General features: G+C 41.0%; 22 protein-coding genes. 2 read left to right on the top strand and 20 right to left on the bottom strand.

Annotated elements, in window-relative coordinates; all coding sequences use genetic code 11:
- Positions 1-5: 5 nt before the first annotated feature.
- The 3 genes from G590_RS0112380 to G590_RS0112370 all read right to left on the bottom strand — a co-directional run bounded on the left by G590_RS0112380 (position 6) and on the right by G590_RS0112370 (position 2,455).
- Positions 6-602 (bottom strand): TetR/AcrR family transcriptional regulator, encoded by a 597-nt coding sequence (locus G590_RS0112380; RefSeq protein WP_022765987.1) that lies wholly within the window; start codon positions 600-602, stop codon positions 6-8.
- Positions 603-744: 142 nt separating this feature from the next.
- A complete protein-coding gene (locus G590_RS20725; RefSeq protein ID WP_051142153.1) occupies positions 745-1,299 on the bottom strand; it encodes a TetR/AcrR family transcriptional regulator in 555 nt (184 codons plus the stop codon).
- The gene (locus G590_RS0112370; protein ID WP_026494120.1) at positions 1,277-2,455 is read right to left on the bottom strand and encodes an alpha/beta fold hydrolase; all 1,179 of its coding nucleotides are present in this window, start codon (positions 2,453-2,455) and stop codon (positions 1,277-1,279) included. The genes G590_RS20725 and G590_RS0112370 overlap by 23 nt, the downstream gene beginning before the upstream one ends.
- 95 nt (positions 2,456-2,550) lie before the next feature.
- On the opposite strand from G590_RS0112370, the gene G590_RS19435 reads away from it, so the two are divergent.
- Positions 2,551-3,039 carry a coiled-coil domain-containing protein gene (locus G590_RS19435; RefSeq protein WP_051142152.1) on the top strand — a complete coding sequence of 163 codons (489 nt, stop codon included), beginning with the start codon at positions 2,551-2,553 and terminating at the stop codon, positions 3,037-3,039.
- Positions 3,040-3,183: 144 nt separating this feature from the next.
- Here G590_RS19435 and G590_RS0112360 read toward each other — a convergent pair whose 3' ends face one another.
- Genes G590_RS0112360 through G590_RS0112340 form a run of 5 tightly spaced genes read right to left on the bottom strand, consistent with a single transcriptional unit; the run spans position 3,184 to position 6,426 of the window.
- A complete protein-coding gene (locus tag G590_RS0112360; RefSeq protein ID WP_022765984.1) occupies positions 3,184-4,065 on the bottom strand; it encodes a DMT family transporter in 882 nt (293 codons plus the stop codon).
- The gene (locus G590_RS21675; protein ID WP_022765983.1) at positions 4,065-4,667 is read right to left on the bottom strand and encodes a cyclophilin-like fold protein; all 603 of its coding nucleotides are present in this window, start codon (positions 4,665-4,667) and stop codon (positions 4,065-4,067) included. The genes G590_RS0112360 and G590_RS21675 overlap by 1 nt, the downstream gene beginning before the upstream one ends.
- Entirely contained in the window at positions 4,633-5,175 is a 543-nt protein-coding gene (locus tag G590_RS0112350; RefSeq protein ID WP_022765982.1) for a flavodoxin family protein, read from the bottom strand. Before G590_RS0112350 ends, G590_RS21675 begins: the two co-directional genes overlap by 35 nt.
- A 13-nt stretch (positions 5,176-5,188) precedes the next feature.
- Positions 5,189-6,190 (bottom strand): alpha/beta hydrolase, encoded by a 1,002-nt coding sequence (locus G590_RS0112345; protein ID WP_026494119.1) that lies wholly within the window; start codon positions 6,188-6,190, stop codon positions 5,189-5,191.
- A gap of 20 nt (positions 6,191-6,210) precedes the next feature.
- Positions 6,211-6,426: a hypothetical protein gene (locus tag G590_RS0112340; RefSeq protein ID WP_026494118.1), complete on the bottom strand. Its 216-nt coding sequence runs from the start codon at positions 6,424-6,426 to the stop codon at positions 6,211-6,213.
- 124 nt (positions 6,427-6,550) lie between these two features.
- Here G590_RS0112340 and G590_RS0112335 point away from each other — a divergent pair, with 124 nt between their 5' ends.
- Complete coding sequence (locus tag G590_RS0112335) at positions 6,551-7,423, top strand: LysR family transcriptional regulator (protein ID WP_022765979.1); 873 nt, start codon at positions 6,551-6,553, stop codon at positions 7,421-7,423.
- A gap of 17 nt (positions 7,424-7,440) precedes the next feature.
- Here G590_RS0112335 and G590_RS0112330 read toward each other — a convergent pair whose 3' ends face one another.
- From G590_RS0112330 to G590_RS0112275, 12 genes are all read right to left on the bottom strand, one after another.
- Positions 7,441-8,157 (bottom strand): GH25 family lysozyme, encoded by a 717-nt coding sequence (locus tag G590_RS0112330; RefSeq protein WP_022765978.1) that lies wholly within the window; start codon positions 8,155-8,157, stop codon positions 7,441-7,443.
- The gene (locus G590_RS0112325) at positions 8,154-8,795 is read right to left on the bottom strand and encodes a hypothetical protein (RefSeq protein ID WP_022765977.1); all 642 of its coding nucleotides are present in this window, start codon (positions 8,793-8,795) and stop codon (positions 8,154-8,156) included. Before G590_RS0112325 ends, G590_RS0112330 begins: the two co-directional genes overlap by 4 nt.
- 20 nt (positions 8,796-8,815) lie before the next feature.
- A complete protein-coding gene (locus G590_RS0112320; RefSeq protein WP_022765976.1) occupies positions 8,816-9,316 on the bottom strand; it encodes a GNAT family N-acetyltransferase in 501 nt (166 codons plus the stop codon).
- An 11-nt stretch (positions 9,317-9,327) separates the two neighbouring features.
- Positions 9,328-10,161 (bottom strand): alpha/beta hydrolase, encoded by an 834-nt coding sequence (locus G590_RS19430; RefSeq protein WP_022765975.1) that lies wholly within the window; start codon positions 10,159-10,161, stop codon positions 9,328-9,330.
- Positions 10,115-10,663: a GNAT family N-acetyltransferase gene (locus G590_RS19425; RefSeq protein WP_022765974.1), complete on the bottom strand. Its 549-nt coding sequence runs from the start codon at positions 10,661-10,663 to the stop codon at positions 10,115-10,117. The genes G590_RS19430 and G590_RS19425 overlap by 47 nt, the downstream gene beginning before the upstream one ends.
- The gene (locus G590_RS21940; protein ID WP_242829781.1) at positions 10,660-11,208 is read right to left on the bottom strand and encodes a VanZ family protein; all 549 of its coding nucleotides are present in this window, start codon (positions 11,206-11,208) and stop codon (positions 10,660-10,662) included. Before G590_RS21940 ends, G590_RS19425 begins: the two co-directional genes overlap by 4 nt.
- Before the next feature lie 41 nt (positions 11,209-11,249).
- Positions 11,250-11,483 carry a hypothetical protein gene (locus G590_RS0112300; protein ID WP_022765972.1) on the bottom strand — a complete coding sequence of 78 codons (234 nt, stop codon included), beginning with the start codon at positions 11,481-11,483 and terminating at the stop codon, positions 11,250-11,252.
- Positions 11,484-11,524: 41 nt separating this feature from the next.
- Positions 11,525-12,073 carry a GNAT family N-acetyltransferase gene (locus G590_RS0112295; RefSeq protein WP_330361677.1) on the bottom strand — a complete coding sequence of 183 codons (549 nt, stop codon included), beginning with the start codon at positions 12,071-12,073 and terminating at the stop codon, positions 11,525-11,527.
- The gene (locus G590_RS0112290) at positions 12,054-12,626 is read right to left on the bottom strand and encodes an HD domain-containing protein (RefSeq protein WP_022765970.1); all 573 of its coding nucleotides are present in this window, start codon (positions 12,624-12,626) and stop codon (positions 12,054-12,056) included. Before G590_RS0112290 ends, G590_RS0112295 begins: the two co-directional genes overlap by 20 nt.
- A gap of 54 nt (positions 12,627-12,680) precedes the next feature.
- Positions 12,681-12,824 (bottom strand): hypothetical protein, encoded by a 144-nt coding sequence (locus tag G590_RS21360; RefSeq protein WP_155828761.1) that lies wholly within the window; start codon positions 12,822-12,824, stop codon positions 12,681-12,683.
- Positions 12,825-13,131: 307 nt separating this feature from the next.
- Entirely contained in the window at positions 13,132-13,914 is a 783-nt protein-coding gene (locus tag G590_RS0112280; protein ID WP_022765968.1) for an aminoglycoside N(3)-acetyltransferase, read from the bottom strand.
- Between the two features lie 32 nt (positions 13,915-13,946).
- Complete coding sequence (locus G590_RS0112275; protein ID WP_022765967.1) at positions 13,947-14,258, bottom strand: TfoX/Sxy family protein; 312 nt, start codon at positions 14,256-14,258, stop codon at positions 13,947-13,949.
- Between the last annotated feature and the right edge of the window lie 10 nt (positions 14,259-14,268).

Below are 14,268 nucleotides of genomic sequence, written 5' to 3'. Positions count from 1 at the left end.
TCCTCTTAAACAAACTCATATCTCTCCAAAAAAACATCTATATGCTTTTCAATTGTCAAAAGAGCCTCCTTCTTTTTCCTGGGCTCTCTATCCAATAGCTGTACCATGATCGTAATCGGGGATATGAATTCAAGCGCAATAATGTCTGCATCCCCCTGCATCATCTGTCCGCGTTCCATCATCTTTTTGAAAATCGATGCATAGACACTCTGAAGATACGTAAGCTGATGCCTGGTAGTGAGCTTCGCCAAGGTGGCATTTCTGTACTGCTCCATAGTTATGAGCCTTCGCATCTTTTTGGCCGTGTCATTTTTCAGCGTGAACTGCAAAGCTTTCAAAACATATGCCTTAAGCTCAGTTCCTGAATTAATCATGTCAGGCAGTTTTTCGTTTATTCCCATGCCTTTTATGTACTCATCTTCCGCACAGTCAATAACTGCTTTTAAGAGATCCTCTTTATTCTTGAAGTATTTATATATGGTTGGCCCCTTAATGCCAATGGACTCTGCTATCTCATCCACACCGGTCCCGTCGTATCCCTTTTCAGAGAAAAGATCTCTTGCTGCCCGAATCAAAGGTTCTCTAGCGTTAGTTCTTGCCATATAGCCCCCTTCTCGCCTTGCGATTTCTAACTATCGTTACCAATTATATTCTAACGCTCGTTAACTGTCAAACAACTCGGCACATTTAGCCATTCCTCATAGCAAAAAAGTCCGCAGTTCTATAAAAGAACTGCGAACTTTATCAGTCCATTATTCTTCCGATGAAATCCAAAATGCATTTCTCTTTGCCGGCCGGTTCCATTTTATTAAATGCTTCTGAATGAATTGTTGCGGACAATCCAAATAGGACCTGACCTGCAAGTATTTCAGGATCAGCCTTGTTACCTACATCCCACTTTTCAATAAGCGACTGAATAGCAGGTTTTAGCGCCATAAGAGTTCCTTCATGCATCGCAGACTGAACCGTCCAGTGGATGTTTCCCTTGAGCTTATCAAAATCCTCCATGGATTTCTCGTAAATCGGAGTCAGCATCTTCACCAGATCTTCACGCGTATTGCATGTTAAAAGAACTTTTTCAAATTTCTCACGGTACTCCTTAAAAAATCGTTCGACGACCATGTCAAACAACATGTCTTTTGACTTGAAATAGTGATAGAACATTCCTATCTCGCCGCCAACCTCGTTCATTATCATCCTGACTGAAGTCGCTTCATATCCATGTTCAAAAAACAGTTTCATTGCGGTCATTATAATCTCATCTCGTTTGCCGCCTTCAAGTACTGCTTTCCTTGCCATCCGTTTTCTCCTCAATCCATCCTGCGATGGTATCAAGCAAAAGCCCCATGTTGCCAATCTGACAGTGGTGGTCTGCCTGATCTTCTTTTGTAAAAAGTCTTCCCGTTACACTGCGTGCATTAACCAGTGCGTCCAGCTGATCCTGATAGAATACGGTATAGAGATCAGCCTCGCCCGCAAGCACCAGTGTATCCTGGGTGATCAGCTTTGATACTTCTTTCGTGTTATAAAGTCTTATATGATTAAAATACTCACACGGCGTATGCACATTCTCATAGATAGCATAGCCCTGTAAGAGGAGCCACTTGGTAAAGTATTTCTGGTCAAACTTCCTGTTAAGTGACTTCCATAAAATATTCTTTGGATGTCTTGTCAGATAATCGAAGAGCTTCGCGAAATTCCCCATCTTGCTTAATATTGCTCCGTAAAAATCATAGATTAGATCATACATTACAAGGCGGGAAATTCTCTTTTCATAAGCAGCTGCTCTTGTTGCAAGATATCCACCAAGTGAAACGCCAATAAGCGTTACATCATCCAATCCAAAGTAATCAAGAACCGCGCCGGTGCAATGCTCCCACTCCGGTGTCATCCTGACATCATGGTGCATCAGGACTTCACCCTGCCCGGGGCCTTCAAAGAAATACACGTTATATGATAATTCGTAGAAATACGGAAGCATAGCCAAAAGGTCCTGTGCTATGCTGTCATATCCGCCGTGGATCACAATGGTCCCCTTGGAATGCTCACACTCTGCGTAATAGACCGGCAGTTCATAGTTCTTGTACGGAATCCTTACCACCTTAAGATAAGGAATATTCTCATAGTACTCATTATAAAGTTTCATGCATTTGTCGTACAGCACATGTTTAAGGTTCCTGCCCTCAGAATCCTTCTCTCCGCTCAGCGTGTAAAACTGGGCTGCTCGATAACATGTAGCTGCCTTAAGCAGTTCACCTTCTTGTTCTGCCTTCTCTCCGGTTTCCATGAAAAGAGAAATCCACTTCTCGAAGCTGTCTATCCTGCCTCCGATATCCATCAGCTCATCTTTGGAAAAGACTCCGTAGGTATAGAATCTGTTGAGCTGAAAGTTCAGCCCTGCATCCTTGTTAAACTCGTAGTATCCTGCCTGGAACAGTACTTTTTCATTAGCCATGTTCTTCACCTCCATAAACCGAATATCGTTCTGTTAATTCAATATAACCTTACCTCGAGATATTTGTCAATAATAAAAAGAACGATGTTCGGTTTATGAATGAAAATATATCAAATAACTTGATGTATGATAAATTCAAAAATCAGTATGTGCATACTTTCTTCACTGTCTCAGACAGCGGACTTTCACTAAATATGCTACAAAATTTCATTTTTGTTCCGGTTGATATTTTCCTGGATAAACTACATAATAATGGTATAGAGAGTGAGCTTGATGCTTGGCTTACGTTTCTTGGATGTGATGAGCCGGAGCATATAATCAAGCTCATAGATGATTATCCATATTTCAAACCACTATACGAAGACCTATATAGCATGTGTCTGAACACGGAAAGGATGATTAATATGTTTTCTAAAGAACTTCAAATCCTCGACCGCAACACAGTTAAATACATGATTGATGAACTTCAGGATGAACTGAATGAGACAAAAGATCAGCTCAATGATACGAAAGATCAGCTTAATGCAGCAAACACTACAATTGCTGCCCTCCAGGCAGAAATAGACAGACTAAAAAACAGTTAATTACATTTCAAATAAAAATCCTTCAACTACGCATCACGTAGTTGAAGGATTTATTTTATCATGTGAGTCAATCTGAAACGTCCCCATTGACTCACACCAATCAAAGTTAACATTTAAGAAGCATTTATGTTAAGAATTGTTGCTTTAGATTTCCTTCAGATTGTATCTCCATCTGAACACGGCAACTCCGATGATCACAGCATAACCGATGAAAGATAAAACTGTCGGAACTTCACCGAGAAACAGCATTCCGAGAATTGCTGCAAAAATCACCTGTGTATAATCGAACACCGAAATCTCTTTTGCCGGAGCAAACTTATATGCAGAGGTTATTCCGAATTGTCCGACGGTCGCAGAAAGTCCTGCCATAACAAGGCATAGAAGCTGCCATGGCTGTAAGGCTACAAAATTCATTGCAATAAAAGGAATGGTTACAAGAGTTGAGAACGCCGAAAAGCAGAGAACAATGATCGGTGTCCTCTCGCCTTTCTTGCCAAGCCTTCTGACGAATACATAGGCTGTTCCTGCGCCAAAGCCTCCGTATAAGCCTAACAGCGCCGGTACCAGCTGCATGTTATTTCCTGAAGGTCTTACGATCAGCATAGCGCCAAGGAAGGCTATTATTACTGCAGCGATGTCTATCTTCTTCGGTTTTTCTTTTAATATCGGTATAGAAATGAGAATCGCGAAAAAGGGCGATAGTTTATTGAGCATATTCGCATCTGCTATGTTGAGTCTATCTATCGCATAGAAATTTGCTATGAGTCCGCTGGTGCCAAACAGGCATCTGAAAAAGATATCTCCACCGCACCCCTTCTTTATGCTGATCTTCTCTTTTGTCCTCACAAGCATAAAAAGAGAAACGACGATAGCAACAGCATTCCTGAAGAATGCCTTTTCCATCGTCGGTATATCTCCTGATATTCTGACAAAAAACGTCATAAACGAAAAGCCAAGTGCAGCAAACAAAATGCATATAATGCCTTTTGACTTGTTACTGAGGGTGTTTGGTTTCTTTAAGTCCATCAATTATCATCCGTCTTTAACGTGATCGTAACATCACCATTTGATAAAAGAGATTCTATCTCCGAGTCATCTTTATCAATTATATGCCCGAGCCTCGTATATGACCAGCTGTTTGAACCATAAAATACCACCATCTGATTACCTGAATAAAGAACAATGTCGCCGGATGCAGTTGTGGTCTGCTTGTCTTCTCTTGGAAGGCTCTGTCCAATTGAGCCCACCTGCTCAAAACCGCCATACATTGACATGTTAATCGATAAAGGGCCGGATGAAACAAGCTCTTTTAACGCATCAACAGAACTGTTATCTTCCCAGCTTACATTTACCTTTTCATCATTGATATATAAAACCATGGCCTTTTCCTCATTCATTTCATCTGCTTCTATCACTGTTTCTTCAATTGTGGGTTCGTTTTTAGACACAGTTACAATTTCGGAAGCGTTGCTGATTAATAATGCACTATCCTCCTCTAGCAGAGCATCCTTGAATGTATCACTTCTACCGCAGGAAGTTATAGTCGTAAAAACCAATACCAGCATAACAAGCAGCTGTGACTTTTTTAAAAGATTATGCAAGCTCTTTTCCAAACTCATAGGCTTCATTTAATTCCTCATTCTTTCCACTCGCTTCATTGGGATCACCTATTCCACCGCAGAACAATGAACCTGCAAGCTTTGCCTTACCAAAGCAATCCACCCAGCCTTGAAGTCCACTGACAGCCTTTTCAGGCACGAACTCTTCATCCTCAGCTGCAACAGAGAGCATATAAACATTCCTGAACTTATAATCAGACGGATAGAGAGGATTAAGCCTATCCAAAAGAGTCTTCATCTGCCCGCTCATCTCATAGTAATATATAGGTGTAGCAAAGACCAATGTATCTGCGTTCTTTACCTTTTCAGCAATTTCCACTGCATCATCATTTATAACACACTGCTGCGTTTTCTGGCAGGCAAGGCATCCGATGCAAAACCCAATTTTCTTTCCCTTAAGGCTTATGTGCTCAACATCATGTCCTACAGCCTTGGCACCTTCTATAAGTTTTTCTGTTAATATATCGGAATTACTCTTTGCGCGAAGGCTTGTTGAAATCACTAATACTCTGCTCATATCGTCACCATCCTTATTTCAAGTATTCCTCAAAAAAGCTCTGCAGTTTGTCAAACGGGATGTAATCCTTATTTCCGCCATCGTAGAGATCTGTGTGCACTGCATCCGGAATTATCATAAGTTCCTTGTTATCCGCATACTTACTGTCTTTGATCATATCTGCGTACGCATCTTTAGAGAAATAGCATGAATGAGCTTTTTCTCCGTGAACTAGAAGGACAGCACTTCTGATCTCATTGCTATATTTTAATATTGGCTGATTCACAAAAGATTCGCAACCTATCACATTCCATCCACCGTTGGAATTAAGGCTTCTGCCGTGATATCCTCTGGTAGTCTTGTAATAGTCGTAATAGTCTTTTACAAAGAAAGGTGCATCGTCAGGAAGAGGATCAACCACTCCACCGCCAAGCTTGTACTCGCCTGCCTTAAGGTCCTCAAGTCTCTGAGCACACATAGCAGCTTTCTTCTGATACCTGGCCTCTTCACTATCTTCAGAATCAAAATATCCCTTGGCATTTACTCTTGTCATGTCATACATTGTCATAGCTGCCGTAGCTTTGATCCTGGTGTCAAGCGCTGCAGTATTAAGCGCCATTCCGCCCCATCCGCAAATGCCTATTATTCCGATTCTCTCCGGGTCTACTTTCTCGTTTAATGAGAGGAAATCAACCGCAGCCATGAAGTCTTCAGTATTGATATCCGGAGATGCCATGTATCTCACGTTTCCGCCTGACTCTCCCGTAAAAGAGGGATCGAATGCTATTGTCAAAAAACCTCTCTCCGCCATTGTCTGTGCATAAAGGCCTGAACACTGCTCTTTTACCGCACCGAAAGGTCCTGATACAGCGATGGCAGGAAGCTTTCCTTCAGCATTCTTTGGAACATACATATCTGCAGCAAGTGTGATGCCGTATCTATTTACGAATGTAACCTTGCTGTGGTCTACACTCTCGCTCTTTTTAAAGGTCTTATCCCACTCGGTTACCAGGTTTAATTCTTCTTTTTTGATCATTTTCTTTTCCTCCTTAATAATCATTTTTCCTTCTGAATCTGTCTTATCAAATAATCCATATTGTCTACTTTTTTCTGGCTATCATGAAGCTCATCCATCAAATGACATCGGCATTGTCTCAGATTGCGTAGTAAGGTCTCTTTGTCACCTTCTTCATACAGTTTTTTCATAGATGATGTCTGTCTCTCATCACAGCCCATATCTGAAAGGTTTTCAAGAATATTTATTGTTTCCATCTTTAGTGCTCCTTCCAATTTCAATACTAAGGCCTTGACCTGAATTTCGCTAATGAATAAAATAAATATCATGATATTCATTTTTGGAATATCATATTATCCTTCTCAATAGAAAGGAGCTTTCATGGAAATCAGGAATCTCAAGTATTTTCTTGCAGTCGCAAGAGAAGAAAACATGTCAAAGGCCGCAGAGCAACTCCACGTTTCTCAGCCCACTCTTTCAAAGACACTCAAAGCTCTGGAAGAAGAGCTTGGGAAAAAACTGTTTGTAAGGCACAGCTTCAGTATTTCACTCACAGATGAAGGAATGCTCCTTCGCGATCGCGCTCAGGACCTTGTCGCTATGTCAGATAAGATAGAGCAGGAATTCAATACTTTGGACGACATAACCGGTGGTGATATTTATTTTGGTCTGGCTGAGAGCTATCAGATCAGATATCTTGCGAGAGAGATTCATAAGTTAAAAGACAAATACCCTAATTTCACATATCACATAACCAGCGGAGATACTGAGCAGGTAACAGAGAAGCTCGACAAGGGCATTCTTGATTTTGCCGTGCTGTGCGAAACACCTGACAGCAATAAATATGAATTTGTAAAATTCCCGCAGGCCGATGTATGGGGCGCAATAATATCTGCCTCGCATCCGCTGTCCAAGAAGAAAACCATCAGAGTTTCTGACCTTGTGGGGCAACCTCTTTTTGTATCTGAACAGAGTTGGAATAACGAGATCAAATCCTGGGCAAAAGACAGATTCTCTGAGCTTAAACTTGAAGGCTCTTTTAGACTTTCATACAATGCCAGTGTATTTGCCAAAGAGAACCTCGGCATACTTCTAACCTTTAAAGATCTGATCAACACAGAAAAAAGTGACCTGGTATTCAGGCCACTTTCCCCAAAACTCACTTCCGATCTTTATCTTATATGGAACAAGTACCAGACTTTTACTCCTATTGCAGAGAAGTTCCTGGATCAGATCAAGAAATCATTTGAATAAGGCTTTCTCGAATCTGCCTAATACAAGCGAAATTCTTCCTCACCACCATAAAACACGTTCATGTCGATATATCGCTCTGTTCCTGAATACCCGGAGAGCACATGCCTGTTGGAATACTGCCAAAATGTCCAGTTTGTTGCAGGATCGGGTTTACCGTATACGTTTCTGATCCACAGATCATAATCACTGAACTTCTCCTCCAAAACAGGCAGCCACTCTTCAGTGGTATAAATAATTGGCTTTAGCCCATAATATGACTCAACACCTATCAGAAAGTCACCCAGCTCTGCCATCATTTTCTCTTTATCAAGCTGTCCCGGATCCTGATAATTCCCATATGGTTCAACATCAACCACCGGTGGAAGCATGTCTTTTACCGCTTCTACCGTATTGCAAAAATTCTCAGCCTGATCGGCTCCGGATGAATCCAGACTAAAGAAATGATACGCTCCGATCCTTAATTCAGTGGCTGCTGCCTTGCCCCAGTTCCTGTCAAATTGCTCATCCTTATACTGTGAGCCTTCGGTAGCTTTTATAAAAGCAAAAGAGATATCCTCCTTCGAGAGCTTGTCCCAGTCAACTTCTCCCTGATGATGAGAAACATCAACTCCACGAACTGGATACTTTGATCTTGAAGGATTATTTATATGTATCACTCCGGTATATAAAAGAGTGCTCGTAAGTCCCGCCAGCAATATCAGTGAAATTACCGGGATTAGTATTTTTCTTTTCATGCAGTCTTTACTCTCTTCAAAAATGCTATGATCATAAGAATGTAGCAGATTGTCTTCGGCAGCATGAGCATTCCTAGCATTGGAACGAGCCCTGCAAACACTGCTACCGGGATATAGAACAGGAATGACAACAGAATATACAGCCACATCAGGCGAAAGATTCTGTCTTCTGATTTCTTAACAAAGTACAGATAACAGATCACAGCCCCTAGGATCACAAAAGGAATATTCCTGATAATGCCCCAAGTTATGCTGCTTTCATTTTTAAGCCACCCGTTTTGCGGAAACAGGCACAGAATAATCCTGATGACAGAAAGTGTCCATACTGCCACAGTCAGTTTCTTATTCTCATTGATCTTATATACGCGCATCCACAGGTAATAAAGAAGCACATAAAAGACTGTCATGGTAATCGAAGTTACGAGCTTGCCCACTCCAAGTGCCACAGTAAAGTCGCTGTCCACGAAATAGTTAAGCACCCTTGGAACAAGATGGAACGCATCGCCACAGCCCAGTATCAACGCTGCATATCCCATGAGTTTTCCCATAGTGTCTTTAGATCTTTTCAGGATAATGCATCCGCTTATTATTGCAAACAGAAGGTAACAAATATCAAACAAAGACTCGCCGTATTTCATTCTTCCTCCTTATAGGTGCTTCAACTTATTTTTTCAAAGGCCATCCTTGGGTTATCGTCTTCATCTACATGAATGGTCCCACGATGAACAAAGCCATTCTTTTTGAGCATATTCTGCATAACCTTGTTGTCTCCATGGGTATCAATGCGAAGATTTCCACATTTATCAAATGCCCATTTTAAGCAAAAAGAACCTACACCTCTTTCAGAGCCGTCTGATGCAATCCTGTGCACGACTCCGTATGTACTGCTGCCGGTCCAGTTGCCGTCTTCAATATCAATGTAATTAGGCTCAATCTCTTTTCCCTGATTAAAAAAGAAAGTTCCGATCACGCTGCCGTTATCATTCTCGCACACATAGCTGCATCCCTTTTCTATATCTTCCTTTATCAGCCATTCCGGAGGCCAGTTTGTCGGCCCCCACTGATTGGGATTCCCGTGTTCAGCCATGAATTTCCTGGCATAAGCATAGATTTCCATTATTCTTGTTAAGTCATTGTTAGTCGAATTTCTTATCTTCATTGTCTTTTGAGTTATCTTTCCTCCACCCAGTTAAAGAACTTATCAACGCTCTTATTTTCTTCCCGTCTCTTGGCAAATACTCCTGCAGTATACCAGGAATGCGTGTTGAGTTCATCAGTCACTTCATAGAGTTCACACTGCATACCAAGTTCCAGCGCCTTATCGCGAAAGTCTTCCGCAAACGAGAAATCCACAAGCCCGTCATGCCTGCTCTGTATCAGCAACATGGGGATATGGTTATTTGTCAAAAGAGCTATCGGCTCAGCCTCTCTTCTGTCATACCCTTTGGGGAACAGCTGATTCTCAAGAATCCTGAGCACAAGCGAAGATTTATCGTTGAAGCAATAGGGTCCGCCCCAGCCGACATAGCCTATAACTCCTGATACATCTACATTATACTTCTCCTGGTCTGCCTTACTGAAAGTCAGGATTGAAGAAAGATGCGCTCCTGCACTGGGTCCGCAAATAATGATCCTGGATGTATCAATTCCCTTCCCCTTAAGATACGAAATCGCATGATTGTATCCGGCACATACATCCTCAATCTGGGCAGGGTACTTTTTTTGCGTAGAGAGCCTGTACCCCATCGATATGAAGCGATAGCCTTCATCCGCAAAGCGCTGTCCCATGTAATCAAAGTCCTCAGGCGTACCGGCATTCCAGCCGCCTCCATGGATCCAGACTATGACCTTATCCGACTTCACCTTATCCGGCTCATAATAGTAGTAATACTGATTTTTATCTGAGCCGTAAGAGATTTTCTCGGGAGTGATTATTTTGGGGACTTTCCCGATCTCTTTATAAATCGCTGAGTAACTGAAGCTTTCTCTCAAAAAATCTTTCATAGCTAAGATAGTCCTCTTTGGTAATCGCTAAATGAATAATCCCGTCAGCCCTACCGATTTTCTTAAAGCCGACAGCTTTATGTATGTTATACGCTGCGCTGCGAGTCTCTTCAAAATCGTTGTGTAGACAGGATACTCCGTCCACATTAAAAGCGCGATTCAAAAGAAGGCTAAGTCCTTGCTTTCCGTAGCCTTTTCCTCTCTCAGGTGCGTAGATTACGATTCCCATATCACACCAATCCCGGTCCGGATTCTTGTGATAATTCACATCTCCGACAAAGGCTCCGTCACTCTTTCTTTGCAGAAAAGCATAGAATCTCTCAGGCGTCTTTCCAATCCAGAACTTCTGTAGATCAAGCCACTCGGATTCCGGTTCGGGGATGCATCCGTCAGGCGGAAACCAAGGCGCATTATAAGCCATAGTCTCCGGGTCGGACATCATTTTCACATAGAACCATCCGTCTTCAGGACGGGGAATAAATAGCTGTAATTCACTGATCATTTTTTACTTTCTCCATCTATGTTATTAAGTCGAATGGTTCTGACCAGCTGTTTTCTTCTCCGAGTCATGAATACAATACACGCGCCAATCGCCACGCCAAACGTATTTAACATCAAGTCGTCAACATCTGTATGTCGTCCCAGGCAGAACAGTTGAGTCAATTCGATGAACAGAGTAAAACCGGCTCCTGCCAATATGGTCTTTCCAATCGTATCAAGTTTTTTGAAGCAAATAGGCCACACAATCCCAACAGGTATGAACATTGCAATATTTCCAATTATGTTCATCTTCCAACCAGGATATCGATCTACCAGGAAATAAAATGGAATGATATTAATCATATCATGAATATTATCTTCAAAGCCCAACCCTAAAAGTTGTATATTTCCATTCACCGTATAAAATTCGAAATATGTGAATCTGAAGATAACAACGATGCACACGTAGACTAAAAGCAGCAGAATTTCACGTTTTACTGAAAATGACTTTGTTATAATTGCTGCCACCAAGCGGGTAATAATCCATATTATTGTTATAAAAAGCATTAGTTGAAGAAATGTAATCACAATCATTATCTAATATTAATTTAGTATTCCTTTTTTATCTCTTCTATTTTGTAAGTTTCCTTAAACTTTTCCAGATCCTTAGCATCTCTTATCAGCATTACCTCGGTAAAATGACCATCTTCTTTACTCTTAAAACCTGCCACCTGCTCTCCGGTACAGATACTGCACTTAATTACAGCTATCTGTTTGTCGGGGTCAAAAGGGATGTCTTTGCTTATAGATTTCTGTTTCTTGCCAAAATGAATGAGCCCCATTTTCAAATCCTCACTGATATCTTAATTCGCTATAACGCTGATCAAAAGTTGTACTGCATGAAATTTCCATTGTGCTTAAACCCATATGATTCGTACAGCTTTACACCCATATTCGACGCTGTAATGTAGATTGTTCCGCAGCCATAGTCTTTTGCTTCTTTTACTACCCTGTCAAGCAACCCTGTAGCGATTCCCATCCGCCTATAGTTCGGATCGGTATACATACTGGACAAGATACCTAATTTCCCTGAAGGGCATGTGAAGTATGGCGGCTTTTCCGCAAAAGACATTCCACTGGTTCCGACTATCTTATCACCATCAAATGCAAGCCAGGAAATATAGGTTCCTGCAGTCATATTCCTTTTATAAAAATCCAGTAGAGCCTCTTCAAGATTTACATCACTCGGTACAGTTTTTCCCTCTGATGTGTATTCCTCTGTCAGCTGATCTATTCTCATTTTTATGATCCTGTTCAATTCGTTCTCTGATAATCTTTTATAAACAATGTCCATCAACTTATCCATCCATTCTGTCATGAATTCTTCATCTACCTTTTTGAATCCAACAGCTTCAAACATTCGCCTCTTCATTTTCAATCTTCTCTAAGGTGTCTTCAAGAATCGCCTTTCTAAGTTCAGTAAGCCATTCTGAAAAAGATACTGTATCAAATGCGTAGGTCTTATTGAGTTCATACTCATTTTCAGACCATGTATCAATTGGAGATTCGTTATGTTGAATCAAGGCCTCCAGCTTATCCAATGATTTGTATAGCTTAGCCTCCTTAGTTTCTTGGGCATCCATTTCTTTATAAAGATTAGCTATTTCCCCGGATAGTTCCTCCGGAAGAGATTTAACCCACCGGTTCAAAAGAGAATCCTCAACCTCTCTATCGGAATCAGTCTTTATAAATGTCGGAATATCGCCGGTAAAGCACTCACCAAGATCATGAATGAGGCACATATCTACAACTTTATTGATATCTATATCTTCAAACTCATGCTTAAGAAGAAATGCCATGAGCGAAATCCGCCAACTGTGCTCTGCCACACTCTCCGTTCTTCTTTTCGTTGTAGTGCAATGACGAGGCGTATCTTTAAGCCTCTCAGCAACATGTAAAATCTCTAAGTACTCCCTTGCGTTCATATCAGCTCCTCCTCTGTTTTGATGAACAATGAATTCTTTAAAACTGGGAATGTATCATCCGTTACATACTCTGAAATATATTTCGTTTACAATCTCATCCTTGTTCTTGTCTTCCGTGATGGTAGTTTCTTTTATCATGTTCAGATAATCCTTTTCTTTCCACCACTTGTAGTTTTCACTTCCATACTCAAACATCATTAGAAGCTCCAAAAAGAGTGACTAAATTCGGGAATTATTGATGGTTTAGTCAAAAAATGAAAATATTTTCAATGTATGCCTTATAGAAGAAAAAATTTAGCTATAGGGCATACATTTTGGTGCCAGTGAAGGTTTCCATACGTAATGTTATGCCTTTAATAGATACAAAGGGCTTTTTAAGGCATACAAAGGCAAATCAAAGATCAATACTATATAAAAAATATGCCTTCTGAAAACAAACACATCTTGTTAAGGCATATTTCTAAAATTCCGCCCCGCACTATGTCATCGTCTATAAAACTGAAAGTTATTTTCTGTTACATTCTATCCACGATACAGCAAAATCTACTAATTCACGCTGGTTCATCAGCTTTATGTCAGCATTGCCCACTTTTACCTTACATGTAGTATAGGCTACTTCAAATGCCCTTCCTATATCTTTGAAGTCCTCTCCATCAACATACAATGTTTCATAAGCTTTCCAGACACGAACACCATTCTCCATGACTGCACTGTGTTCAATGCAAGTATGTTTGCTTGAGTATTCTGCACGCGCATCCGCTAAATGAATGGAAGTATTCTTATCATAATCAACTCCAATCAGTAAAACTTTCCCATCAAGTTTATAAAGCCTCCCAATTGGTGATGAGTCTCCAAATATATTCGAAAGATCATGGTTCTCAGTTAAATACTTAGCATTCTTTCCCCAAGCCGCAACAGATCTGGCAGGATGGTCACTCCTTAATGTTCCAGGCCATGAACGGAACATTTCGGCAACCGCACCCATAGTGTTTGTCGGAGTAATCACCTTATCATATGCCGGCCAGTTTTCGCGTATTGTATCCCAGTCAGCCTCATCTGCATCCCAATGAACTCCTGTTTCCGGATCAAGGTTTTTCCATGACTGTGTAGGCATCATAATAGTTCCATTCTGCCCCACAACATCAATCAAAGCTTCAATAATAGTCTGTGCACCACCACATACATATCCAATCTGTCCAAGTGATGTATGTACCATTACTGAATCACCATTCTGGAGCCCAACACTTTTTAATGCACTTACTATATCTGATTTAATGATAGTCTTCATACTCTCCCCTGTTAGACATTTTAAGCTGAAAGTTATTTCTTCTTTGTCGTCGGCAAGTCCTCATACATCGCCTCTACGAGTTCTCTCATAAACTCTCTGTTGTCAACACCATCAACAAGGATCATCTCTTTTGCTCCTTCATACGGAAGTTCCATATCCGCATCAGGCATCATAGCTTTGGCGGACTTTGTAGGCTTCACCAGAAAGCGGTCATCATAGATACCGCCAAACACCTTGCCTCTATAATACAGGATATATTCTCCCATCATGGAACGATGCGTTATATCATCAAGCCCTGACAGCTGCTCTAATATGAATTCCAAATAGTCTTTACTTGATGCCATCTGCTAACCT

The sequence above is a fragment of the Butyrivibrio sp. XPD2006 genome, assembly GCF_000420865.1.
In the GTDB taxonomy this organism is placed as follows: domain Bacteria; phylum Bacillota; class Clostridia; order Lachnospirales; family Lachnospiraceae; genus Butyrivibrio.
This window is presented reverse-complemented; position numbering and strand designations above follow the sequence as displayed.